Here is a 24493-nt window from a genome sequence, read left to right as displayed (position 1 = left end):
TTGACCAGACCGAGGGTTTGTCTGAGGACAATGCGCTCGGCATCAGGTGTGGCGTTAACGATTGCGCAACAGTTCGGGCGTTTCTAGCCAATGCACGCGCACGGCGTGCGGCGCAAGCGTCATCCAGCATAGGCGAGATCACTCCGCAGGGCGAACCTTGGGACTCAGTGCGCTTACGGGGCTTTTACGGGTTCGGTGCGATCTTGCGAATCAGGTGATTGGCACGTTCTGCGACATACAGATTGCCGCTTGGGTCAACGGTGATGCCGGACGGCTCATTGAATGTCGCGGTGCTGCCGTCGCCGTCGTCGCTCCCGGACCAGCCCGTGCCGGCCAAGGTGGCGACCACGCCGGCAGGCGTCACCATGCGGACCATGTTGTTGCCGTCATCGGCGACGTAGAGCACGCCGTTGGTGCCGATCGTCATCTCGGCCGGCGACAGGAACGTGGCCGCTGCGCCAACACCGTCGTCACTGCCGCACGCGCCGGAGCCGGCCAGTGTGGTGACGACGCCCGCGGCGGAGATCTGCCGAACATCGCAGTTGAACCACTCTGCCACGTACAGCGTGCCCGATGGCGCGAGTGCGATGCCCGAAGGGCCGTTGAAGGTAGCGAGTGCCGCAGCGCCGTTGTCGATGCCTGCGGTGGTTGAGCCGGCCAGCGTGGTGACCACGCCGGCCGGCGTGATCTTGCGGATCATGTTGTTGCTGTAATCGGCCACATAGACGTTTTCGTTTGCATCCACCGCAATACCAAGTGGGTTGTTGAACGAAGCGCCTGCGCCGATACCGTCGGTGCTGCCGGCGGTTGCCGAACCCGCAAGCGTGGTCACGATGCCGCCGGGCGTGATTTTGCGAATGTCGTTGCCGTAAAACTCCGCCACGTAGACGTTGCCGCTGGCCGCCACGGCAACGCCGACCGGGGTCACGAACTTGGCGCTGTTCGCCATGCCGTTGACATGGCCCGGGCTGCCCGTGCCGGCCAGCGTCGTGACAACGCCACCCGGCGTGATTTTGCGAATGACGTGGTTGCCATAGTCCGCCACATACAGGTTGCCCGAGGCGTCCCGCGCGATACCGCTGGGCTGGCGGAACGAGGCGGCTGACCCTGTGCCGTTGACATTGCCCGCTGTGGTGGATCCGGCGATGGTCGACACCGTTGACGGCGCGACTGTGCACGTCACGCTGACGTTGTTGACGTTGCCATTGGCCAGCCCGCTGCCGTTTGCAACGGAGCACGACTGCCAGAGCGGTTTGGCGTTGACCGAGACCGCATACGCGCCACCCGCTGCGACGGGCGCAGAAAAGCTGAAACTGCCGTCGGCAGCTTGGACGATCGGATCGGCGCCGTTGTTGACCAACGTGAGGCTTCCGTAATCGAGCAAGCCCGCGACCGTGCCCGCAACGGTGTAACTAGACGGAGTTGTCGGCGGGGCCGTGGGGGGCGAGGTGGGCGAGGAGGGTGGCAAAGGGCCAGTCGGTGTTCCGACAGGCGTCGTGGGCTGCGCCGCGCTGGGTGGCACATCACCGGTGGTGTCGCCCCCACCACCACATGCGGCAAGGGTCAGGCAAATCGGAATCGCTTTCAGAAGCCGAGCGCAAGCGGAAATCATGGATGTGGCGGGAAGAAAATCAGAGGGAATCTCGGCTGCTCTACCCGCTGCCGCATGGCGCGGCGGTGCAACATCACTTCAAGCGATTTAAAGCAAACGTTTAATCGCTTTTGCGCGTGAATTGTTCTGCGGGAAATGCGAGACCTGGCAATCAATCGGCGCGGGCTCCCAGATCTGTAGTCTTCTCTCTGAAAGAAAACGTTTGCATGCGGGTTTCTTCCCAAGCCGCGTAGAGGGCACAGGCGAACCTTCAGGCGAAGCTGTCCAGGCCCCGCACCAAGCGGGTGGCCAGACGAGGTTGTCGCAGTTGTTCGAGCCACCATTGGAGTGCGCGGCCTTCGCCGTCTGTGCTTCGGCGCCACCCGACATAGAGCAGATTGGGCTCGCGTGGGTCCGTGGTGCGCTTTTCCACCAGCTCACCACGGGCCAGTAGCGACGCCACGCGATGCCTCGGCAGCCAACCCACGCCAAGCCCGTCGCGCTGGGCGAGCGTCTTGGCGCGCATGCTGGGCACGGCCATCGTCGGCTGCCCGCTGAGCATGCCGTAGGCGCGGCCTGCTGTGGCCCGTGCCGAATCGGCGACCACCACGGCGCGATGCCGGGCAATGTCCTCGCGCGTGAGCGGCGCCTGAATGGCTGCCAGCGGATGCCGTGGCGACACCGCAAACACCCACTCCACCACGCCCAACTCGAACCACCCAAGGTTGGGGATGGAAGGCGGCTCATTGGTGGCCCCGATGACGAGATCGGCGCGCCCATCGCGCAGCGCCTCCCACGTGCCAGCGAGCACTTCGTGCGTCACGCGCAGCGTCACGCCGGATTGCAGCGCATCGAACGCGTGCATCACAGGCATGAGCGATTCGAATTCCAGCAGTTCATCCGTCACGATCCACAGCCGGTCTTCCCAGCCGTTGGCCACCTGCCGCACGCGCTGTGTGATGCGCGACACGTCCTGCGCCAGCCGTGCGGCTTCTTCGGTGAGGAGCACCCCTGCACGCGTGAGCTGCAGCCGATAGCGGCGCCGATCAAACAGCAGGGCATCGAAGCGTTGCTCTAGCTGTCGCGCCGCGTACGACACGGTCGATGGCGCCTTGCCAAGTTGCGCGGCTGCGCGCGACAGGCTGCCCGTCTGCCGGATGGCTTCCAGCAGGGCCAATTCTTCGTCCGTCAACATGTGCAATTCCTTCGAACGTGTTCATCGGCTGGATCGTATGGCAAACCGCTTGGCCGCGTCCACACTGCAGTCACGCGATTGTTCAAGTTCAATTTTCCCGAATTTTCCAACCCCGGAGGACATCATGAATCGCTTCGAAGGCAAGACCGTTCTGGTCACTGGCGGCAACAGCGGTATTGGCCTGGCAGCCGCCCAGGCATTTGCAAAGGAAGGCGCCCGCGTGGTCATCACTGGGCGCGATGCAGCGGCGCTGGAAACGGCACGTGCCACGCTCGGCGCCAGCGCTATCGCCATCCGTAATGAAACCGGCACCGTGGCCGCGGCGCGCGAGCTGACACGTCAATTGCAAGAGGCCGACGTGCGCCTGGACGCTGTGTTCATCAACGCCGGCATGGCCAAGCTCGCGCCGTTCCCGGAGATCGACGAGGCGCTGTGGGATGCCACGTTCAACGCCAACGTGAAGGGCGCGTACTTCCAGATCCAGGCGCTGCTGCCCCTGCTCAACAAGGGCACGTCGATCGTGCTGAACGGCTCCATCAACGCACACATCGGCATGCCGAATTCGTCGGTGTATGCAGCGAGCAAGGCGGCGCTGATCTCGCTGGCGAAGACGCTGTCGGCGGAGCTGCTCAGCTCGGGCATCCGCGTGAATGTGGTGAGTCCCGGCCCCGTGACGACGCCGCTGTACGGCAAGCTGGGCATGGATGCCGACACGCTGGCCGCCACGGCCGCGCAGATCCAAAGCCAGGTGCCGCTGGGCCGCTTTGGCCGCTCGGAAGAGATTGCCTCGACGGTCCTGCATCTGTCGGCGCCGGAATCGGCGTTCATCGTCGGCACGGAAATCATTGCCGATGGCGGCATGAGCCAGCTTTAAGCTGAGCCGTGGGCCACGGCATGGCCTGAGCAGCTGAAATCAGAAGCTGCGTGTGACGCGCAAGGCCAGCGTGCGGCCCGCCTGAACGGGGATGAAATTGCCGGATTGCGCGTTGCCGTACGCGTGGATGTTGAAGAGGTTGCGCGCAAAGAGATCGACGCTCCAGGCCTTCTGATGCCAGAAGAGGCTGGCGTCGACGCGTACGAAGCCTGGCATGTGGAACGGGGTGTCGCCATAGCATGGGGCGCTGCGTTGCCCCGTTACGCCAAGGCCAACGCCTGTGCCTTTCCATTGGCCGGCCTGCGTGGTGTAGGTCGCCCAAAGCGACCCGCTCAGGAAAGGCGTCTGCGGCAGGAACCCTGTGCGCAGCGTGCCGGATACGCGAGACAGGGTCACCCACATCGACGTGTCCCAGCCCGGCATCACGGTGCCCTGCATCGAGGCTTCCAGCCCTTCGCTGCTCTGTTGCGCGATTTGTGTGTCGAAGCCTGGGGGCGCGACATCTACCAGCCTCACGTTGTGCGCATCGATGCGATAGAGCGCTGCCTGCATCGTCAGCGCGCGGTTGGCATCTGCCCAGCGCAGTCCGGTCTCCAGCTGGCGACTCCGCTCGGGTTGCAGGGCCTCGCCCGTGTCAAAGTAGCCAGTGTTGATGTGGAAACCGCGTGAGTAGTCGGCAAACCATGCGGTGTGCGGCGTCAGCTTGTAGAGCAGGCCCAGCGATGGCGTCCACGCGGAACCCTGAAGTTGCGCGCGCGGCAGTTTGGCGACGTAGTCATTCACGTACAGAGCGCCGGACAGTTCCCAGCGGGCGCCAATGGCAATCTGGTCGCGCACGCGAAACACGGATTGCCGCACCGATTGCGACGCCTGAATCCCGGGCACAAACGTGGCCGGTGGCAGTGGGACAGGCGCGAACGGGTTCTGAGGCATCACGACAGGGGGCGCTGCAAAGGCCATGTCCTGCCGCTCGTGGAACTCATCCCAACCGAGCGTCAACGCGTGCTCGAACGGCCCATGCATGAACTTGCCCGTCAGTTCGTTGGAGATGGCCCACGCGGTGTTGTCGGTGCGGTCGCCCATATTGAACGTTGCCATGGGCGCCGTGTTGTTGATCACCGGCGCCAAATGCCACAGCGCTGTCTGTTCGGTGAGCGTTTCGTACATGCCACGAGCGTGCAGGGCCCAATCGTCGGTCAGATCACGCGATACCTTGTAGTAGGTGCGGCTCGCGCGGGCGCGCACGTTGTCGTCGGCGTTGCCCAGCGGGCTTTGCATGGGCAGGCGGACGGGCGCGCCATCGAGTGCGAACGTGGCCGGCGGCATGGGCTGGCGGCTCTCGGCGGATTCCAGTCCGACCGTGACTTCGGTGGCGGCATCGTGCCACCCGAGCGCCGCAAGCCCGTAGCGCCTGCGACGACCGGCGTATCCGGAATCACTGTTGGCGGTGGTGTCCTCCAGCGCCACCGCTCTGTAAGAGAGGTCGGTCGAACCGATGGGCCCGGCCAGATCCACCACGGCTTTGCGCTCGGCATGCGATCCGATCTCCACAGACACGGTGCGCTGTGGCGTGGTCATCGGTGCCCGCAGATTGGCATTGATGGCGCCCACGGCGGTCGGCACGCCGCCAATGTCAGCATGCGTGCCCTTGATCACCGAAACATCTTCCACTGCCTCGACTGGCCGTAGCGACGCTATCTTGTCCGGCTGGCCATCGACCGAGGTCTGTCCTGTCATGAAACCCCGTGTCGCGTACCTTGGGTGGGCCGTGGGGTCGAGCGACATGGACGAGACGCCGGCCAACGACAGCGCATCGCTGAGTGAGGGCGCGTTCTGACTGACGAGCAAGTCTCTGGGGAGTGTGCTGACGGCGTGGGGCACCGTCGTAATGGGCATCTCGACGTGCTTGATGGAGGCCGTTGTGAAGACGGCAAAATCGCCATTCGCCCGTGCGTGCACCTCGGCTGGCGGGAGGGTGCCGAGGTCGTGCGGCGCGTCGGTTGTGCGCACGACGGTGAGCGTGTTGTCGGGCAACGTGGCGAGTTGTAGGCCGCTGCCCTTGAGTGCCAGTTGCGCCGCCTGTGGGGCCGACATGGTGCCCTCGATCGGACCCGCCACCAACCCGTTCGCGAGGCCGGAAGGAAACGACACGTGTTGGCCGGTCACGCGGGTGATCTCCATCAAGACGTGCTCGAGCGGTGCACGTTCGATGGAGAAATCCCAGGTGTCCGGCGGTGCAGCGTGGACGGATTGCACCGCGAACAGAGCGGCAAGACCGAGCAGCCGCACCCGATGCAATACACGGTGTGTGCGTGGACGCGAGCCGGCCGGCGCTGCACGGCATGCGATGGCTTTGGGCAACCGCATGTTGGCAATGCAAGCGAAGACTTGGCCAATGCTGCAAGCGATGCAGCGGCACTGCGTACCCATCCCGCCCAACCGCTTAGAGAGCCGGGTTTGCGGTCGCCCTGGCGTGCTGGGCTCCGTGTCCGTTGTGAGCGCGGACAACGCAGTCCCGTTGGTTGCCGCGCGGCGTTGTGTCCATTGCCGCGCACATGCTTCTTGCTGGGCGGATTGCCCCTACGTACTGCCCCTTCATCACACGAGCTCCCCGATCTTCTTGTTGGTACGTCGCATGGCTTGACGACGCGCCCATCCTGTCAGGCATCGCGGCAAACTTCAATGAACGGGGCGGGTTTGATGAGCTTTATTCAGGATGCTGGTTGGTCGTCACATCGGATGCGTGACCCGTCATGAGCTTTGTTGAGTTTTGGCCTGCGCGTGCGTGCAGGCCAGTGCGCATTAGGCGAGCCCGAACGCTTTACGCAGGTTTGCATCGACGGGGCCAGCAGGCATGAAACGGCGCAGCTTGCTCAGAAGCGAAGCTTCGCCCTTTGGCGTGCGGCGCATCTTCCACGCACCCAGGGCGGCATCGACGATCGTGCTGGCAACGCCATCCGGGTCCGGTGCCTTTTGGATGCTCTTTTGAATGGCCTGCGAAACGACACCACGCTCCGCGTCGTAGGCCGACACCTTGGAGGCTGCGTGGGGCGCATTGGCATCCAGGCTGGTCTTGGTGAATGAGGGCTCGACCAGCGACACGCGGATGCCGAACTTGCGCACTTCGTGATCCAACGTTTCCGACATGCCCTCCACCGCATGCTTGGATGCGGAATACAGACCCATATACGGCGCCGGCAGAAAACCGAGCACCGAGCTGATGTTGACGATGCGCCCCGAGCGTTGCGCGCGCATGTGCGGCAATACGGCCTGCGTGGTGCGTAGGATGCCGAACACGTTGGTGTCGAACAGCGTCTGTGCTTCGGCAATCGACGTTTCTTCAATCGCGCCGAGCAGCCCGACGCCGGCGCTGTTGACCAGCACATCGATGCGTTGGGCTCGCGCGATGATGGTCTCGATTCCCTGCTGAACCGAGGCTTCATCGCGGATATCCATCTGGACCAGTTCCACACCGGCGATCGGCTGCGTGCGTGCGAGGTTGCGCACGGTACCAAAGACGCGGCAGCCTTGCACGGCAAACTTTGCAGCGGTGGCACGACCGATGCCCGAGGACACGCCGGTAATCACGACAACTTTGGAATTCGACATGGCAGCTTCTTTCTGTATGGGTGAGCGGGACTTGCGGTAAATGGGTGCTTCAGTGCGCGCTATTGGCTATTGACTGGCAATGGCGGTCGAAGACTCGGGCTGCCAGCCACCGCCCAGCGCCTTGAAGGCGGCCACGGCAGCGCGCGCCGATTCTGTTTGGGCTTGTGCGCGTGCATCCGATGCACGCAACAGGCTTTCGTCGGCTTGCAGCACTTCGATCAGGCTGACGACGCCTTTTTGGTATGCGGCAAACGAAGCATTCCGCGCGCGGCTGAGCGAATCGACACCTTGCGTGAGCACGGCCGCTTGTTCCTCGCGTTTGACCAGCGCAGAGAACGCGTCTTCCACGTCTTCCGTGGCACGCAGCACGGCGAGCCGGTAGGCGGCCAGCATCTCCGCCTCTTGTCCCTTGGCCTGATCGATCTGCGCGTTGATGCGGCCGAAATCGAACAGGCGCCAGCGCAGGCCGAGCACGCCAGCAAACTGACTGGCGCCACTGCCGAACAGGCTGCCGGCGCCCACCGACGTGGCACTCCCCAGCAGGCCGCTGAGCGAGAACTTCGGGTAGTACTCCGCAATGGCAACGCCAATGCGCGCATTGGAGGCCGCCAGGCGACGTTCGGCAACGATGAGATCCGGCCGGCGCCTCAGCAACTCGCCAGGCGATCCGTTAATGACGATTTGCGGCGCGGCCGGAATGTCGGCGTCTTGCGCAAGCTCCACCCGATGCGTGCCCGGCAATGCGCCGAGCATCACGTCCAGCGCGTTCATCGCCGCATCAAGGCCGGTCTCAAGCTGCGGGATGGAGGCGCGCACCTGCGCGAGCGCGCCTTCGGCCTGCCGGACCTGAAGCTCAGCCGCCAGTCCCTTGCCATACAGCAGGTTGATGGTGGAGAGCAGTTCCTGCTGCGTCTGGACCTGATGGCGGGCCACTTTCAGACGCGTTTGCAGGCCGCGGATGGTGATGTAGATATCGGCCGTCTGTGCGGCCACGGCCAGCCGTGTGGCCACTGCGCCCGCCTGCGAGGCCTGGTAGTCGGCGAGTGCCGCTTCTCGGCCACGGCGCAGTCCGCCGAATACGTCCAGCTCCCAGCTGGCGTTGGCGTCGGCCTCAAACGCGTTGCCGTAGCGATCGAAGCCGGGCCTTGCATTCAACACGCGGCCTAAAGGCGTTTCAACGGACTGGTATGCACGCGCCGCTTGGCCTGTGACATTGCCCGAGGGCAGCAACGCGGCATTGGCCGCACCCAGGCCGGCGCGCGCTTGCGTGACGCGGGCGAAGGCTTGGGCGAGATCCAGGTTCTGTTCCAGCGCGAGTTGGACGAAGCGTGTGAGCTGCGGATCGCCAAAGCCGGCCCACCACGTGGACAGATCCGCTGCGGCATGGGTGGGCCGCTGCTCGATCGACGTCTGACCCAGGAATCGAGCGGGAACCGGTGCATCGGGCTTCACATAGTCCGTGCCGACGGCGCACCCGGTCGCTAGGCTGGCAGCGAGAAGGGCCGTAAGGGAGTGTTTTGGCAACATGGTGACGTCCATCGAAAGACCATTGAAGTTTTGAGTGACTATAGTACAAATTGGTCACAAGTTGTTCAACTATCTCGACTGGCGTAAGCTGGAGCCCATGAAAACCACTCCCTACCCCGTTTCCGCCCGCGGCCCAGCGGACCATGACGTGCGAGACCAGATCGTCGCCGCCGCTACCGAGCACTTCAGCCGCTACGGCTACGAGAAGACCGCGGTGTCCGATCTGGCCAAGGCCATTGGTTTTTCCAAGGCCTACATCTACAAGTTCTTCGAGTCCAAACAGGCCATTGGCGAGATGATTTGCGCCAACTGTCTGCGCGAGATCGAGGCCGATGTGAATGCCGCCCTGGCCGAGGCCGGGTCCCCGCCGGAGAAGCTCCGTCGCATGTTCAAAGCCTTGACGGAAGCCAGTCTTCGGCTGTTTTCCCATGACCGGAAGTTGTACGAAATTGCCGCCTCGGCAGCGACCGAACGGTGGCAGTCGGTGATCGCCTATGAAGGCCGCATCCAGCAACTGCTGCGCGATGTGCTGCAGGAGGGCCGCGAGACCGGAGACTTTGAGCGCAAGACGCCGTTGGACGAAGCCACGGCGGCCATCTACCTGGTCATGCGCCCATACATGAACCCGTTGCTTTTGCAGTACAGCTTCGACTACACGGAGGTGGCGCCGGGGCTACTTTCCAGTCTCGTGCTTCGAAGCCTGTCCCCCTGACGCGCAGGATTTTTATTTGTGACCATTGACTAAATTGGTCACATGAACAAGAATGAAAGCCCAGATCATCCTGTCGATGGGGCTTTCATGCTTTCGCGTCGCTTTATTACCTCTACCGCTGTCCTTGCGTTGCCGCTGGCGTTGATCGCTTGCGGCGAAAAGGCCCCTGCCGACCCGCGCACCGAGGCCCCCTTGGTGCGCGCTGCATTCGTCCAGCCCGTGGCGTTGGCATCCCGGTCGTTCACGGGTGTCGTGGCTGCCCGGGTGCAGAGCGACCTCGGTTTCCGTGTGCCTGGCAAGGTGCTGGAGCGGTTGGTGGACGCCGGGCAGACCGTCAAGCGCGGGCAGCCGCTCATGCGCATCGACCCGGTCGATCTGAAGCTCGCCGCGCATGCGCAGCAGGAAGCCGTAGCGGCTGCCCGTGCACGCGCGCAGCAGACGGCGGAAGATGAAGCCCGCTACCGCGATCTGCGCGGGACCGGCGCGATTTCTGCCTCCGCCTACGACCAGGCCAAGGCCGCGGCGGACGCGGCCAAAGCGCAACTGAGCGCCGCTGAAGCGCAAGCGGATGTCGCGCGCAATGCCAGCCGTTACGCGGAACTCGTTGCCGATGGCGACGGCGTGGTCATGGAAACGCTGGCCGAGCCGGGCCAGGTCGTCAACGCGGGGCAGGCGGTGGTGCGCCTGGCGCATGCCGGCCGCCGTGAAGCGGTGGTCCAGTTGCCAGAAACGTTGCGACCCGCCATCGGCTCGGTTGCGCAGGCCACGTTGTTCGGCAAGGAAAGCGACGGCACGCCAGCCAAACTGCGGCAGTTGTCGGATGCCGCCGATCGGCTGACCCGCACGTATGAAGCGCGCTATGTGCTCGATGGCGATCTGGCCAATGCGCCGCTGGGCGCTACCGTCACGATTCAGATTCCCGATCGGTTGGCCGCTGCGCCGGGCGATCTGCAGGTACCCCTCGGTGCAGTGTTCGATGCGGGCAAGGGCCCCGGCGTGTGGGTCATCCAAGGGGAGCCGGCCAAAGTGTCGTGGCGCTCCATCAACATCGTGCGCTTGGGTGACGAAGGTGCCCGCATTGCCGGCCAGGTGAAGCAAGGCGACCGCATTGTCGCGCTGGGTGCCCAACTGCTGCGCGAGGGCCAGCAAGTCCGCGTGGCGGGGCAGGGCGCCAGCACAGCCATCGCGGGGGTGCGACTGTGAGCCAAGGCCGTTTCAACCTATCGGCGCTCGCCGTGCGCGAGCGCGCCGTCACGCTGTTCCTCATCTGCCTGATCTCGCTGGCGGGCCTCATCGCTTTCTTCAAGCTGGGGCGCGCGGAAGACCCGGCGTTTACGGTCAAGGTGATGAACATCATCACCGTATGGCCTGGCGCCACCGCGCAGGAAATGCAGGACCAGGTGGCCGAGAAGATCGAAAAGCGTATGCAGGAGCTGCGCTGGTATGACCGCACGGAAACGTACACGCGACCGGGCCTCGCATTCACCACGTTGACCTTGCTCGACAGCACGCCGCCGTCGGAAGTGCAGGAGGAGTTTTATCAAGCGCGGAAGAAGGTCGGCGATGAGGTGGGCAACCTGCCGGCCGGCGTCATCGGGCCGATCGTCAATGACGAATATTCGGACGTGACCTTTGCCCTGTTTGCACTCAAGGCGCAGGGCGAACCGCAACGTGCGCTGGTGCGCGATGCGGAGACGCTGCGCCAGCGCCTGCTGCACGTGGCCGGCGTGAAGAAGGTCAACATCATCGGCGAGCAAGCGGAGCGCATCTACGTCGAGTTTTCACATGATCGGCTGGCGACGCTGGGGGTGAGCCCGCAAGACGTGTTTGCCGCGCTCAACAGCCAGAATGCGTTGACGGCTGCCGGTTCGGTAGAAACGAAAGGGCCGCAGGTGTTCATCCGCCTGGACGGCGCATTCGACGAGCTGCAGAAGATTCGCGATACGCCCGTGGTATCGCAGGGCCGTACGTTGAAGCTGTCGGACATCGCTACCGTCAAGCGCGGCTATGAAGATCCGGCCACGTTCATGGTACGCAATGGTGGGCAACCTGCCTTGCTGCTGGGCATCGTGATGCGCGAGGGCTGGAACGGGCTCGACCTCGGCAAGGCACTCGACAAGGAAGTCGGTGCCATCAATGCGGACATGCCGCTCGGCGTGAGCCTGACCAAGGTGACGGACCAGGCGGTCAACATCGCCGCGTCTGTTGACGAGTTCATGCTCAAGTTTTTTGCCGCGCTGCTGGTGGTGATGCTGGTGAGCTTCGTCAGCATGGGGTGGCGCGCTGGCCTAGTGGTGGCCGCTGCTGTGCCGCTTACGCTTGCCGTTGTGTTTGTGGTGATGGCCGCGACAGGCAAGAACTTCGACCGCATCACGTTGGGCTCTTTGATTCTGGCGCTGGGCCTGCTGGTCGATGACGCCATCATCGCCATCGAAATGATGGTGGTGAAGATGGAAGAGGGCTACAGCCGCGTGGCCGCTTCAGCCTATGCGTGGAGCCACACGGCGGCGCCCATGCTCTCGGGCACGCTGGTGACGGCCGTCGGCTTCATGCCCAACGGCTTCGCGCGCTCTACTGCGGGTGAATACACCAGCAACATGTTCTGGATCGTCGGCATCGCGCTGATTGCATCGTGGGTGGTGGCGGTGGTGTTCACGCCGTACCTGGGCGTGAAGATGCTGCCCGACTTCAAAAAGGTCGAAGGCGGCCACGATGCGATTTACAACACGCCGCGCTACAACCGCTTCCGCCAACTGCTCGGTCGTGTGATTGCGCGCAAATGGCTGGTTGCGGGGGCGGTGGTGGGCCTCTTCGCATTGGCGATCGCGGGCATGGCGGTGGTCAAGAAACAGTTCTTCCCGATCTCGGATCGCCCTGAAGTGCTGGTCGAGGTGCAGATGCCCTATGGCACGTCGATCAACCAGACCGACGCAGCCACTGCCAAGCTCGAAGCCTGGCTCGCCAAGCAGAAGGAAGCCAAGATCGTGACGGCCTACATCGGCCAGGGTGCGCCGCGCTTCTATCTGGCGATGGGGCCGGAGTTGCCCGACCCGTCGTTCGCCAAGATCGTGATCCGCACCGACAGCCAGGAAGAGCGCGACGCGTTGAAGCTGCGCCTGCGCCACGCGGTGGCCGATGGTCTTGTCCCCGAGGCGCGCGTGCGCGTGACACAACTCGTGTTCGGTCCGTATTCGCCATTCCCGGTGGCCTATCGCGTGTCCGGCCCTGACGCGGAGACCTTGCGTCGCATCGCAGCTGATGTCCGGCAAGTCATGGACGCCAGCACGATGATGCGCACCGTCAACACCGACTGGGGCACGCGCGTCCCCACGCTGCACTTCACCTTGCAGCAAGACCGCCTACAAGCCGTGGGGCTGACCTCCAGCGCTGTCGCGCAGCAACTGCAATTCCTGCTGAGCGGCATTCCGGTGACGGCGGTGCGCGAAGACATTCGCACCGTGCAGGTGACCGCGCGTTCCGCCGGCGACGTTCGGCTCGATCCTGCCAAGATCGGCGATTTCACGCTGGCCGGCGCCAACGGGCAACGCATTCCGCTCTCGCAGGTGGGCAAGATCGACGTGCGCATGGAAGAGCCCATCATCCGCCGGCGCGACCGCATGCCCACCATCACGGTGCGCGGCGACATTGCCGACGGTCTGCAACCGCCTGACGTGTCGACGGCGATCAGCAAGCAGCTTGCCCCCATCATCGAGAAGTTGCCTGCCGGATACCGCATCGACCAAGCAGGTTCCATCGAAGAATCCGGCAAGGCGACCAAGGCCATGCTGCCGCTGTTCCCGATCATGCTGGCCGTCACGCTGGTGATCCTCATCTTCCAGGTGCGGTCGATTCCGGCGATGGTCATGGTGTTCCTGACCAGCCCGCTCGGCCTGATTGGCGTGGTGCCCACGTTGATCCTGTTCGGGCAGCCGTTCGGCATCAACGCGCTGGTCGGGCTGATTGCGCTGTCGGGCATCCTGATGCGCAACACGCTCATCCTGATCGGGCAGATTCAGCACAACAAGGACGAAGGGCTGGATCCGTTCCGGGCCGTGGTGGAAGCGACTGTCCAGCGTGCGCGACCGGTGATCCTCACCGCGCTGGCCGCCATCCTGGCCTTCATCCCGCTGACGCATTCGGTGTTCTGGGGTGCGCTCGCCTACACGCTCATCGGCGGCACGTTTGCCGGGACGATCCTGACCCTGGTGTTCCTGCCGGCCATGTATTCCATCTGGTTCCGGATCCGCCCGGTCAGCGTGAGCGATACACGGCGCGATCAACACGAGACCGCGCAGCCTGCCGGGCAGCTGCTGCCTGAGTGAGTTTTCACCCGCCTGCCCACGTTACCTCCGTTCTCTCTCGACCTTTGGGCAGGCGTTTTTCTTTCTGACTGGGCGTTGCACGCGGCAGTGATGTCCACGCACATGATGTTGACGAAATGTCAGTAATTGACGTATCGTCAGCATCATGAAGCCTGCCGAAGAAAATCACCTCCTGCTGCGCGAAGGTCGCAAGATCGTCGAAGCGCTGGGCAAGACGTTGGCGCCGCTGGTGGAAGTCGTTTTGCACGACCTGACTGATGCGGACCATTCCGTCGTCGCCATCGCCAACAATCTGTCGGGCCGACAAGTGGGTGATGCCGCCACCGAGATGGGCCTTGCACGCATGGCCGACCCGGATTTCCCGGAAGTCATCGAAAACTACGCCAATCGCTTCCCCGATGGACGGCCCGCCAAAAGCACGTCGATCGGCCTGAAGAACAGCCGTGGCGACTACGTGGCCGCCATCTGCCTGAACATGGACGTCTCCATGCTGAGCGCCGTGACCACCGGCCTCACGCAACTGATGCGCGTGGATGTGGCTGCGCCGCCGGTGCCCGAATCCCTTGCGCCACGCCGTGTGGAGGACGTGCGCACCGCGCTCGAACACTTTGCCGCCGCACGCAATACCACCCCCATGGCGATGACGCTCGACCAGCGCCGCGAAGCCATGCGCGAGCTGGCCACCAGTGGCCTGCTGAACCTGCGCCGTGCACTGTCTGAAGTCGCGCAAACGCTGGGCGTGGCGCGCTCCACCGTCTACACCTACCTCCCCGAAAACACCCCAACCTGAGTCCTGCCATGAGCTTGCCGATTTCCTACGACGACGTTGTTGCCGCTCACGCACGCCTGGAAGGCGCGGCCCACAAGACGCCGGTGCTGACGTTGACCACCGCCAACGCCATGACTGGCGCCGAGCTGTTCTTCAAGGCCGAGAGCTTCCAGCGCACAGGCGCGTTCAAGTTTCGCGGCGCGTACAACGCGCTGTCGCAGTTCACGCCGGCGCAGCGCAAGGCGGGTGTGATCACGTTCTCGTCGGGCAACCATGCGCAGGCGATTGCGCTGTCGGCCAAGTTGCTGGGTATGCGCGCCGTCATCGTCATGCCCAAGGACGCGCCGGTCATCAAGGTGGAAGCCACGCGCGGCTATGGTGGCGAGGTGGTGTTCTACGACCGCTACACCGAAGACCGCGAAGCCATCGGCCGCAAGTTGGCCGAAGAGCACGGCCTGACGCTGATCCCGCCGTACGACCATCCGCACGTGATGGCCGGGCAAGGCACGGCTGCCAAAGAGTTGATTGAAGAGGTCGGTCAACTCGACGTGGTGCTAGCACCGCTGGGCGGCGGCGGGCTGCTGTCGGGCACCGCCACGGCAGTGCGTGGGCTGAATCCGGCGTGCAAGATCATCGGTGTGGAACCCGAGGCCGGCAACGATGGCCAGCAAAGCTTCCGCAAGGGCGAGATCGTCCACATCGACACGCCCAAGACGCTGGCCGACGGTGCGCAGGTCCAGCACCTGGGCAACTACACGTTCGCCGTGATCCGTGATCTGGTCGACGACATCGTCACCGTGAGCGACGCAGAACTGGTGAGCACGATGCAGTTTTTCGCTGGCCGCATGAAGGCGGTGGTCGAGCCTACGGGTTGCCTGGGGGCGGCTGCCGCGATGAATGGCAAGGTGGATGTGCGCGGCAAGCGCGTCGGCGTGATTCTGTCGGGCGGCAACGTGGATCTGCAGCGCTTCGCCAAGCTGGTATTGGGTGACGCATGAGCGAAGCACGCTACTTGAACGCGCCCGACCTGCGCCCGCCTGCAGGGCACTACTCGCACGCGGTCTGCGCCAATGGCTTCGTGTTCGTGGCGGGGCAGATCCCCGTGACGCCGTCGGGCGAGAAGCTCGTCGACGCGCCGTTCGAAACGCAGGTGCGGCAGGTGCTGGCCAATGTCGACGCTGTGCTCGCCGCGGCCGGCACCGACCGTTCGCGCTTGGTGCAGGTGCGCGTGTACGTGACCGACATGGAAACCCACTGGCCTGCATTCGATGCGCTCTACCGCGCCTGGATCGGTGAACTGCGCCCCGCGCGCGCCGTGGTGCCCGTGCCGACGTTGCACTACGGCCTGGCGGTCGAGATCGAGGCGACAGCGCTCGCAGGCTGACGCAAACGCTTGGGGTTGATGCGTGTCAGACAAGGGGCCGCGCGGGTGCATGCGCGGCTACCGGTCGGATGGTCGGTGTTGCAGAATGGATGCAGTTCCCTGCCAGGGCATGCGCCCGGCTTCCAACAACACGACATCGCGCGCCCATGAGCCAACCCTCGCGGCAACTTACGCAGGAAGACGTACCCATTGGACAGCCGCTGCCCTTTGCATTGGCCGACGGCGTGGGCCGCCTGCTGTTGCCAGCCGGCACCGTTGTGCCGGTGGCGGAAGACGCCCGACTGCTGTTTCACCACGGCCCTGTGCTGGCTGCCGACCCTTCCGGTGACGCGGCGGCTGGTCCCGCCCCCGTGCCGCCGGAAGGCAAACCGCGCCTGGGCGCAACCGGTCTGTCGATCGGTACGGTCCTGCAGGTACAGGAGAAATCGGCGCCGCAGCGTGCCGCGCTGCCTTGCCGCCTGATCGGCTATATCGAAGGCGAGGCGATTTTCATCACGCAACCTACCGATGCCAAGCGCACGCTGCGGCCAGAAGCGCGTGATGTGCTGTTGCTGCGCGGCTTCTCTGGGCGTGCGGTGGTCAGCATGCTGTGCAGCGTGGTGTCGACCGGTCAGTTTCCTGCGCCGTATGTCGTGCTGGCCATGCCCACCAAGGTGCACAAGGTGCAACTGCGCAAGGCGAAGCGCGTGCAGGTGCGCATCGGCGCCACGATGCGCGCGGAAGGCGAAACGTCGTCGAGCGCCAATCGCGTCGCTGTCATCCGTGACATCTGCCTGAACGGCGCGCTGGTGCAGAGTGTCAACGCGTCGTTCCATCCCGGGGACCGCCTCTGCCTGGATTTCAGCGCCTATGTCGACGGGCAGCAGGAAGACTTCTCCATCACCGGGCGGGTCGCCAGCGGCTCGCCCGCGCTGGGGACGGCGACCTCGGCGTTTCCGTCGTTCGGGGTGGAGTTTTCGCTGTCGAAAGAGCAGACCGCGCGGCTGTCGCGCTTGATCATCGAGCGGCTGGACGAGTAGCGCGTAAGAGCCGCTAACAAAACCGCCCTGGCGTCGTTGCGCCTCCTTGCCGTACCTTTGTACTGTCTGCGTCGGCACGCCTAGCCAGGACAGTTTTGTTAGCGGCTCTAAGCGTGGCCTATGCCTCGCTCGCCAGCATGGTTTCGAGCAGCCATGCGCCCGCCTGGCCGAGCGTGCGTTTGCGTGACCACACCGCGTCCACCAGCACGTGGCGCGGCCAGCCGCATGCACGCACCTCGTGCAGCCGATCTGCGGCGAAGTGGTCAACCAGCCAGCGCGGCAGTTCCGTCCAGCCAAAACCCAGCACGGCCATTTCCAGCAGCATCAGATAGCTCGGCGCGGACCACCGGCGCAAGCCGCACGCAGGCGTCCCATCCGTTCGTGGCCCAGCCGGGTCGACGAAGGTATTCAGCTTCAGTTCGCGCGCCTCGCGCAGTACCGCATGCGGGACTTCCTTGCTGCCGTATTGCGCCAGCGGATGCTGCCGCCCGACGAACAGGCCGATCTCCGAGCGCTCGGCGATGGTTGCCGCCCCAATGTCGGGCGGATACGCCGACTGCGCTGCCACCAGACCTAACTGCGCGCGGCCCTGCTGGATGATGTCGACCACGTCTTCGTGCTCCGCGATCAGGCATTCGAGTTCCAGATCGGGATACCGCTGCTCCAGTGCCGCAAGCGTCTGTTCATAGCGATCGGACTGGTAGGTGTCGGACACCACTAGTGTCAGGCGTGCTTCCAGGCCGCCGGCCATTTGCGCGGCTAGGCGGTCCATGTGTTCGCTGGCATCGAGCACCCGGCGCACTTGCGTGAGCATGGCGCGGCCGGCTTCGGTCACGGTCGGCTGGCGGCTGCTGCGGTTGAACAGCGTCAGGCCGAGGTCGATTTCCAGGTTGCCGATGGCCTCGCTGATGGTCGATTGCCGCTTGCCCAGCTTGCGGGCTGCTGCAGAAAACGAACCCAGTGTGGCGGCCTCGGCAAAGGCCAGCAACGCTTCGGGAGAGTGGCGCATTCGTCGCTCCATGCCTCAGAAGAAGTATCCAATATATCGGAAAAACCGATGCTATCGAACTGGATAAGCGTGCCTGCACCGATGAAAATGCCACGCACTCATCGGAGTCTTGCCATGCAAATCCCACCCAAAACCCCTATCGAGCGCGTCTTTCACGCGCTGAGCTTTGAGTTGCTCGCCACCATTCTTTGCGCCCCGCTGTTCAGCTGGATCATGGGTGTGTCGCTCGCGCACATGGGCGCGCTCACGCTCATGTTTGCCGGCGTGGCGATGGTGTGGAACATGATCTTCAATGCGCTTTTCGAGCGCGTGGAGCATCGCTATCAGCTGTCGCGCACGCTGATCGTGCGGGCGGTGCACGCCTGCCTGTTCGAAGGCGGCCTGGTGGTGATGCTGGTGCCGCTCGGCGCATGGTGGCTGGACGTGGGCTTGTGGGAAGCCTTCGTGCTGGACATCGGCATCATGCTGTTCTTCCTGCCATACACGTTCTTTTTCAACCTGGCGTATGACACGCTGCGCGCGCGCTGGATGGCACGCCGCGCGCTGGCTTGATCCGGAGATCGGCTTAGGGCGAAAGGACCAGCGCGCGGGCGAGCGCGCTTTCTATAATTCAAATCCCTTTTTTACGTCATGACGGGCGCACTGGCCACGAGCCGCTGCGCCCGTATGCCTTCATGTCGCCTCTTGCCGCCGTGCCTTCGCCCCGGGCACCCGTGCTGCGCCAGTGTTATGTGGCCGCCTGCGCGGGCGATGCCGTGGGTGTCATGGATGTGCTGCGCGATGTCTCGGGCGCCGATCATGCCGCGGCGATGGTCCGCTGGCGTGTCGATGAGCGTTGGCATTGGGCAGCGTCTCGCGGCGCATGCATGCTCGACATCCTGTGGCGTGGGGTGCGTGGTAACGGCGTGGCCGCCTGGCCCGTGGCCGATCCGGAAGTGCGTGGCTCAGTGTGGTTGGATTACCGCAGGCGGGGCGTGCCGCTGTCGTCGCAGCGGCAGGCAGCGACGCTGGCGCTGTTACCGCATCTTGCCCAGGCATTGCCGCTGTGCTGGCAACGCATGGCCGCCCATGTGGGCATGGCGCCCTTGCAGCCGCCCAGCCTCTGGCTGACAGACGCATTCCACCTGACCCCGCGCGAGGCCGATGTGGCCGAACTCCTGGCGCGCGGGTCCGATCCCGCCTGTATTGCCCGCACGCTGGGCATCTCGCTCGACACGGTGCGCACGCACCTCAAGCATGTGTATCGCAAGACGAACACGCACAGCCAGTGCGACGTGGTGCGGTTGATGCTGGCGCTCTCTGCGCGCCGCTGATTTACGCCGTCGCCATCTTTGGCGGCTCAACGGTGGGCGTGCCTTCCTTGAAGAGGGTTCGCAGTTGCGCGCGCAATTCGGGTGAATCGGTGTGCTTGTGCACGGACACAGCATGCTGCACGGCGGCTTCGAGCAACTCGGCATCGCTGTCGGCGCTGATGGCGACGGAACAGTTGGTGTCGCTGGGGAAGGCGCGGCAATCGATATAGCGGCGGCCCATGGCGGTACTCCCGGAGTGTGGGGCGCGCGGCGGAAGAATCCCTGCTGCGCGTACCGTCGTTATAGGCCTGTGGGGCTGCGATGGCGTCACCCAGATGGGGTAGGACGCTGGGGAGTGCGGGCGCGGTTTCAGTCGAGAAAAACGTACTGCGCCAGATACGGGCTGCGGCCTTCCTGGCCCTCTACCGTGCAAGGCTGCGTGGGCGCGATGCCGCCGTGGGTCTGCAGCCGTTGCACGTAGCGCACGCTGCTGAGCAAGCCGGTACCGCCTGCGCTGGTGGCTTGCAGCAACAGCAGCGGAATGGCGCCGCCTTCTGCGGTGTTGGCGCTTTGCTGCAGAACCTTTCCGGTGATGCGGCTGCCGTCTGCCGCCTCCCAGCTTGGGCCGGCACCATGCTTGATCACGAGCTTGCCGGCTGCGTCATACAGATCTGCCTGCGGTGCCTTGAAAGCCCACGCCAGCGGCTTGTCGCCATCGCGCTTGCACACGTAAATCTGCACGCCGGTGGCGGACAGTGCTGCGACAGTGTGGTGGGCGTCTGCGGGCTGCAGGGTGTCGGGCACGGTTTGCGCGAAGGCGGCCTGCGTTGCTGTCCAGACCAATGCAACCATGGCGGCGGAAATGATCGGGCGATGCCACAAGCGTGGGCGGCGATGCATGGAGGGCTCCTTGAGGGGAGTAGGTCGGCGGGATGCGACGTGCGCGAACGCGTTTAGCCGACGACTTTAGCACCACGCTCCTTCAACAATTCGCGCAGCACTGAGCGATGGCAATGCGCCTCGTCTTCGCAATAGCAGCCGACCGAGAGATTGGTCTGGTGCGATAGCGCAGCCAGCATGTCGAGCAGGCGCGCCGCATCGCCATCGCGCATCTCGGTGCGGAAGTGGCGCACGAAGGTTTGCCAGCCTTTCTCGTTGTGCTCGGCTTGCGCGGTCTGCGCCTGCTTGACGAGTTCGGGCGTGGGCGAGAGCAGCGGCATCCACACGTCGTAGAAATCGCGGCTCGCGAATTCTTCCTTGGGCACGCCGCGCGGCGGGCGTCGAACGGTGCCGATGCGCAAGCCTTCAGCAGCGGAACGCGGCTCGCCGAGCCGGACAATGCGCAGTGCCATGAGGTGCCTCCGTGTGGATGCTGCTCGTTGTACTTCGGCCTTACGAACCCTGCCGGCTTTGCACCGTCGGGAAGAAGAGGTCTTTCCACGAGGCCGGCTTGTTCTTGAGCGTGCCCACGCGCTGCATGAAGTCAGCATAGTTAGCGACGCCCACCGGCGTGGTCGTGAAGCGCGAGTCCGGATCGTCCAGGATCTTCTTCACCTCGTCTGGCGAGCTCTTCACCTTCGATTGCGCGATGTAGATCTGCGCGGCCTTCGTCTTGTCCTTGGCGATGAGCGCATTCGCTTCATCCAGCGCGGCCACGAATGCCGCCGAAAGCTTCGGGTTGGCTTCGTAGAACTTCTTGCTGGTGTAGGTCATGTCCAGCGTGATGTTGCCGAGCACGTCTACCGTGTTGAACACGCGGTGCAGGGCGGGTGCGGCGGCCTCGGTGTAGGAGAACGGCGGGGATGCCATGTGGCTGTTGATCTGGCTGCCGCCGGCCAGCATGACGGCGGTGGCGTCCGGGTGCGGCAGCGGCACGGTGATCGGGTCGAGCTTGTTGAACTGCTTGTCGCCGAAGGTTTTGGCGGCGGCCATTTGCAGCACGACTGCGGGCAGCGAGGTCTTGATGCCGGGGACGGCGATGCGGTCTTTGTCGGAGAAATCGGCCAGCGTCTTCACGTTCGGGTTGCGCGTCATCAGGTACATCGAGGATGAGCTGAGCGATGACAGGCCGCGGACTTCCATGGCGCTGCCGCGGGTTTTGTCCCACAGCGTGAGGAAGCCTGGGACGCCGAGGGAGGCGATGTCCAAGGCGCCCGAGAGCATGGCGTCGTTGATGACGTTGCCGCCGTCGAGGATGCGGTAGCTGGCCTTCACGTCGCCGAGGCCTGCCGTCTTGGCTTGCTTCTCTAGCAGGTGCTCGCTGGCCATCACCATGATGGGCAAGTAGAGGATGCCGTAGCCGTGGGAGATGCGGACTTCTTTGGCTTCTGCGTGGGCAGTGCTGATGGTGCCTGCGCAGAGGGAGGCTGCCAGCGTGGCGGCCATGGTGAGGCGAAGGACGGTGCGGCGGGTTTGCTGCATCTGTTGTCTCCTTGTTGTTTGTTGGTGGTGCATTCGGGGTTTCGTCCCCTGCCGGGGCCGACTCACTTTCTCTGTCTTGCCAGAGAAAGTAAGCAAAGAGAGGCGCGCCCGAGATGGCGAAAGCCTCCTTGAATTTCCGCAACCGGGCGGGGAAGGGAAAAACTCGCTTCGCTCAAACAGTTTCCCTTCCTTTTTCCGCCCGCTTGCAAAAATTCAAGGCGCCATCTAGGGCAGGGTACGGCCACACCGTCTGGGTGCAGGTGTGGTCGCCAAAGTCTTTTCTACGGGCTTAGTTCTGCATGCCCCAGCGTTTGATGGTGCGGGCTTCCAGCGTGCGGAACACCAGGTTCTCTACCAGCAGGCCGATGATGATGACGGTCAGCAGGCCGGCGAACACTTCGGGGATTTGCAGCTGGTTTTTATTTTCGTAGATGTACCAGCCGAGGCCGCCTTGGCCGGAGCTCACGCCAAACACCAGTTCCGACGCAATCAACGTGCGCCATGCAAATGCCCAGCCGATCTTCAGGCCGGTGAGGATGGACGGGAATGCTGCGGGAATCAGGATCTTGGTCAGGTACCCCATGCCCGAGAGGCCGTAGTTGCGGCCGACCATGCGCAGCGTGTTCGAGACCGACAGGAAGCCCGCATGCGTGTTGAGCGATACGGCCCACACCACCGAGTGCACGATCACGAAGATCAGGCTGCCGTTGCCGAGGCCAAACCACACCAGTGCAATCGGCAGCAGGGCGATGGCGGGCAGGGGGTTGAACATGGCGGTGAGTGTTTCCAGGAAGTCCTGGCCGAGCCGGTTGCTGATGCCGAGCACCACCAGCGCGCACGACAGCGCTAGGCCCAATGCATAGCCGGCGAGCAATGTCTCCATGGAGGTGCCGATGCGTGCGAACAGCGTGCCGCTGGCGAGGCCTGCCCACAGCGCTTGCACGGTGTCGGAGAAGGTCGGCAGCAGCAGCGGGTTGTCGAGCCAGCGTGCGCCACCTTCCCAGATGAGGGCGAGCACGACGAGGATGACCAGCTTGCGCAGCCATACCTGTTCGTACAAACGCTCGGCAATCGACAGCGGTTTTTCCACCACGCCGATGCGCTCGAACGCGACGGGCGTGTTGTAGACGGGCGCGCGTTCGCTGACGTTGGCGGTGCGCATGGAAAGGGTCTCAGTCTGCATGGGTTTCCTCCACTGCGCGGGCGAACAGCATGTCGTGGATTTCGGCTTCGAGGGCCTTGAAGCGCTCCGGGTCTTCGTCACCGCGTGTGAGGCTCGGCAGTTCGGCGCGGACCTGGCCGGGGTGCGGCGAGAGGATCAGGATTCGGCTGCCGCAGCGGATCGCTTCCGGAATCGAGTGCGTGACGAACAGGACAGTGAATCGCGTCTCGTCCCACAGCTGCAGCAGTTCGTCCTGCATCTTGCGGCGCGTGAGGGCATCCAGCGCGGCAAAGGGCTCGTCCATCAGCAGCACGTCGGGCTCCATCGCCATGCCGCGTGCGATGGCCACACGCTGCTTCATCCCACCCGACAGCATGTGCGGGTGGTGGTCGGCAAACTTGGTGAGGTTGACCTTGTGGATGTAGTGCAGGGCGCGTTCTTCCGCCTCGCGCGCGCCCAGCTTGCCGGTGGCGAGTAGCGGGAACAGCACGTTCTCTTTCACCGTCTTCCACGGCAGGAGCTGGTCGAACTCCTGGAACACCATCATGCGATCCGGCCCCGGCTTGGTGACCGGTTGGCCTTTCAGGCGGATCTCGCCTTCAGTGGGCGTGAGGTAGCCGCCGATGGCCTTGAGCAAGGTCGATTTACCGCAGCCCGATGGGCCGAGCAGGATATAGCGCTCGCCAGGATAGACCTGGAAGTCGACGCGGTAGGTGGCTGTGACCAGATGCTGGCGCGTCTTGTACTGCAGCGTCACGCCGCGTACGTCCAGCAACGGCGGTGAGGTTGCCTGCATGGTGTTGTCTCCTGTGTGTCTTGTAGGTATGGGTGTGCAGAGCCGAGGGGCGCTAGCGGATGTCGACGTGGTACCGGAAATGCGCCGCCGCGCCGCGTGAGCGCCGCCATTCGAGCGGCACGCGGTCGTACCCGCGCGCGATGCGTTCAATGACCATCACTGGGTCACCGGGCTGGATGCGCAGCAGGCGCGCATAGGTGGCGTTGACGGCTTCGGCCGTGAGCGTTTCTTCAGCGCTGGCGATGATCTGGCCGCAATGCGATTCGTACAGCGGATAGAGCAGGTCGCCAAATTCGCTCAGGTCCAGCGTGGTCAGGTCGGCAAAGCGGTCGTGCGGCAGCCAGATTTCTTCGGCCAGCATGGGCTCGCCATCCAGCAGACGCAGACGCGTGAGGCGAATGACCGGCGCACCGGTTTCGATCTGCAGACCGGCAGCGGGCGCGGACGGCGCATCGAGCACATCGCGCTTGAGGATGCGGCTCTCTGGGATGCGGCGCTCGCCGCTTTCCGTCTGGAAGCGGAAGAAGCGGAACAGCGAACTCGCAAAGCTGGCGCGCCGCACAAAGGTGCCACGCCCCTGAAAGCGCTCCAGCAGGCCTTCGGCCACGAGGACGTCCACGGCCTTACGGACGGTGCCAACGGCCACGTTGTACGTCTTGGCCAGCTCGGCTTCGGTGGGGATGGCGTCGCCGGGGCGCCAGTGCTGCTGGGCGATCTGCGTAGCCAGGTCGTCACGCAGTTGCTGGTAGCGGGGCAGGCGGAGATCGGCGGGCATGGTGTGCAGGGTGGTCAACTATTCATCTATATGACT

23 protein-coding genes are annotated in these 24493 nt (G+C 64.2%); 10 read left to right on the top strand and 13 right to left on the bottom strand.

What is annotated here, in order from left to right:
- Window positions 1–184: 184 nt before the first annotated feature.
- Window positions 185–1384 carry an NHL repeat-containing protein gene (locus ACS7SF_RS20955; protein ID WP_439894049.1) on the bottom strand — a complete coding sequence of 400 codons (1200 nt, stop codon included), beginning with the start codon at window positions 1382–1384 and terminating at the stop codon, window positions 185–187.
- A 478-nt stretch (window positions 1385–1862) separates the two neighbouring features.
- Window positions 1863–2786 (bottom strand): LysR family transcriptional regulator, encoded by a 924-nt coding sequence (locus tag ACS7SF_RS20950; protein WP_439894048.1) that lies wholly within the window; start codon window positions 2784–2786, stop codon window positions 1863–1865.
- A gap of 124 nt (window positions 2787–2910) precedes the next feature.
- Here ACS7SF_RS20950 and ACS7SF_RS20945 point away from each other — a divergent pair, with 124 nt between their 5' ends.
- A complete protein-coding gene (locus ACS7SF_RS20945; protein WP_439894047.1) occupies window positions 2911–3660 on the top strand; it encodes an SDR family oxidoreductase in 750 nt (249 codons plus the stop codon).
- 39 nt (window positions 3661–3699) lie between these two features.
- Here the strand turns inward: ACS7SF_RS20945 and ACS7SF_RS20940 are convergent, their stop codons facing one another.
- The 3 genes from ACS7SF_RS20940 to ACS7SF_RS20930 form a co-directional block, all read right to left on the bottom strand.
- The gene (locus tag ACS7SF_RS20940) at window positions 3700–6027 is read right to left on the bottom strand and encodes a TonB-dependent siderophore receptor (protein WP_439894046.1); all 2328 of its coding nucleotides are present in this window, start codon (window positions 6025–6027) and stop codon (window positions 3700–3702) included.
- Window positions 6028–6462: 435 nt separating this feature from the next.
- Window positions 6463–7269, bottom strand: coding sequence for an oxidoreductase (locus ACS7SF_RS20935; protein ID WP_439894045.1), 807 nt, complete (start codon window positions 7267–7269; stop codon window positions 6463–6465).
- Between the two features lie 66 nt (window positions 7270–7335).
- On the bottom strand, window positions 7336–8796 hold the full coding sequence (locus ACS7SF_RS20930) for an efflux transporter outer membrane subunit (protein ID WP_439894044.1): 1461 nt from the start codon (window positions 8794–8796) through the stop codon (window positions 7336–7338).
- Between the two features lie 97 nt (window positions 8797–8893).
- Between ACS7SF_RS20930 and ACS7SF_RS20925 the strand changes: the two genes are divergently transcribed.
- From ACS7SF_RS20925 to ACS7SF_RS20895, 7 genes are all read left to right on the top strand, one after another.
- A complete protein-coding gene (locus ACS7SF_RS20925; RefSeq protein WP_426400739.1) occupies window positions 8894–9508 on the top strand; it encodes a TetR/AcrR family transcriptional regulator in 615 nt (204 codons plus the stop codon).
- Window positions 9509–9595: 87 nt separating this feature from the next.
- Window positions 9596–10711, top strand: a complete 1116-nt coding sequence (locus ACS7SF_RS20920) for an efflux RND transporter periplasmic adaptor subunit (RefSeq protein WP_439894043.1) — start codon at window positions 9596–9598, stop codon at window positions 10709–10711.
- On the top strand, window positions 10708–13830 hold the full coding sequence (locus ACS7SF_RS20915; RefSeq protein ID WP_439894042.1) for an efflux RND transporter permease subunit: 3123 nt from the start codon (window positions 10708–10710) through the stop codon (window positions 13828–13830). Before ACS7SF_RS20920 ends, ACS7SF_RS20915 begins: the two co-directional genes overlap by 4 nt.
- 145 nt (window positions 13831–13975) lie before the next feature.
- Window positions 13976–14620 carry a helix-turn-helix transcriptional regulator gene (locus ACS7SF_RS20910; RefSeq protein ID WP_439894041.1) on the top strand — a complete coding sequence of 215 codons (645 nt, stop codon included), beginning with the start codon at window positions 13976–13978 and terminating at the stop codon, window positions 14618–14620.
- 8 nt (window positions 14621–14628) lie between these two features.
- A complete protein-coding gene (locus tag ACS7SF_RS20905) occupies window positions 14629–15597 on the top strand; it encodes a threo-3-hydroxy-L-aspartate ammonia-lyase (protein WP_439894040.1) in 969 nt (322 codons plus the stop codon).
- Entirely contained in the window at window positions 15594–15983 is a 390-nt protein-coding gene (locus tag ACS7SF_RS20900) for a RidA family protein (RefSeq protein WP_439894039.1), read from the top strand. The genes ACS7SF_RS20905 and ACS7SF_RS20900 overlap by 4 nt, the downstream gene beginning before the upstream one ends.
- Window positions 15984–16129: 146 nt before the next feature.
- Window positions 16130–17002, top strand: a complete 873-nt coding sequence (locus tag ACS7SF_RS20895) for a flagellar brake domain-containing protein (RefSeq protein ID WP_439894038.1) — start codon at window positions 16130–16132, stop codon at window positions 17000–17002.
- A gap of 118 nt (window positions 17003–17120) precedes the next feature.
- On the opposite strand, the gene ACS7SF_RS20890 is transcribed toward ACS7SF_RS20895, so the two are convergent.
- Complete coding sequence (locus tag ACS7SF_RS20890) at window positions 17121–18011, bottom strand: LysR family transcriptional regulator (RefSeq protein WP_439894037.1); 891 nt, start codon at window positions 18009–18011, stop codon at window positions 17121–17123.
- A 114-nt stretch (window positions 18012–18125) separates the two neighbouring features.
- On the opposite strand from ACS7SF_RS20890, the gene ACS7SF_RS20885 reads away from it, so the two are divergent.
- Together ACS7SF_RS20885 and ACS7SF_RS20880 are read left to right on the top strand one after the other, a co-directional pair.
- Window positions 18126–18563, top strand: a complete 438-nt coding sequence (locus tag ACS7SF_RS20885) for a multidrug/biocide efflux PACE transporter (protein ID WP_439894036.1) — start codon at window positions 18126–18128, stop codon at window positions 18561–18563.
- A 122-nt stretch (window positions 18564–18685) separates the two neighbouring features.
- A complete protein-coding gene (locus ACS7SF_RS20880; protein ID WP_439894035.1) occupies window positions 18686–19324 on the top strand; it encodes a response regulator transcription factor in 639 nt (212 codons plus the stop codon).
- 1 nt (window position 19325) lies between these two features.
- On the opposite strand, the gene ACS7SF_RS20875 is transcribed toward ACS7SF_RS20880, so the two are convergent.
- The 7 genes from ACS7SF_RS20875 to ACS7SF_RS20845 form a co-directional block, all read right to left on the bottom strand.
- Window positions 19326–19544, bottom strand: a complete 219-nt coding sequence (locus tag ACS7SF_RS20875) for a DUF1059 domain-containing protein (RefSeq protein ID WP_439894034.1) — start codon at window positions 19542–19544, stop codon at window positions 19326–19328.
- A gap of 128 nt (window positions 19545–19672) precedes the next feature.
- Window positions 19673–20203 carry a DUF3455 domain-containing protein gene (locus ACS7SF_RS20870; RefSeq protein ID WP_439894033.1) on the bottom strand — a complete coding sequence of 177 codons (531 nt, stop codon included), beginning with the start codon at window positions 20201–20203 and terminating at the stop codon, window positions 19673–19675.
- Window positions 20204–20256: 53 nt separating this feature from the next.
- Complete coding sequence (locus ACS7SF_RS20865) at window positions 20257–20655, bottom strand: DUF488 domain-containing protein (protein ID WP_439894032.1); 399 nt, start codon at window positions 20653–20655, stop codon at window positions 20257–20259.
- 40 nt (window positions 20656–20695) lie between these two features.
- Window positions 20696–21724: an ABC transporter substrate-binding protein gene (locus ACS7SF_RS20860; RefSeq protein WP_439894031.1), complete on the bottom strand. Its 1029-nt coding sequence runs from the start codon at window positions 21722–21724 to the stop codon at window positions 20696–20698.
- A 289-nt stretch (window positions 21725–22013) separates the two neighbouring features.
- Window positions 22014–22907: an ABC transporter permease gene (locus tag ACS7SF_RS20855; RefSeq protein ID WP_439894030.1), complete on the bottom strand. Its 894-nt coding sequence runs from the start codon at window positions 22905–22907 to the stop codon at window positions 22014–22016.
- A complete protein-coding gene (locus tag ACS7SF_RS20850) occupies window positions 22897–23682 on the bottom strand; it encodes an ABC transporter ATP-binding protein (RefSeq protein ID WP_439894029.1) in 786 nt (261 codons plus the stop codon). Before ACS7SF_RS20850 ends, ACS7SF_RS20855 begins: the two co-directional genes overlap by 11 nt.
- A 52-nt stretch (window positions 23683–23734) precedes the next feature.
- On the bottom strand, window positions 23735–24457 hold the full coding sequence (locus tag ACS7SF_RS20845; protein ID WP_439894028.1) for a GntR family transcriptional regulator: 723 nt from the start codon (window positions 24455–24457) through the stop codon (window positions 23735–23737).
- Window positions 24458–24493: the final 36 nt, after the last annotated feature.

It is taken from the genome of Ralstonia sp. 25C, assembly GCF_051904805.1.
GTDB lineage: Bacteria > Pseudomonadota > Gammaproteobacteria > Burkholderiales > Burkholderiaceae > Ralstonia.
Note: the sequence above shows the minus strand (reverse complement) of the source record. Positions and strands in the feature narration are given on the sequence as shown.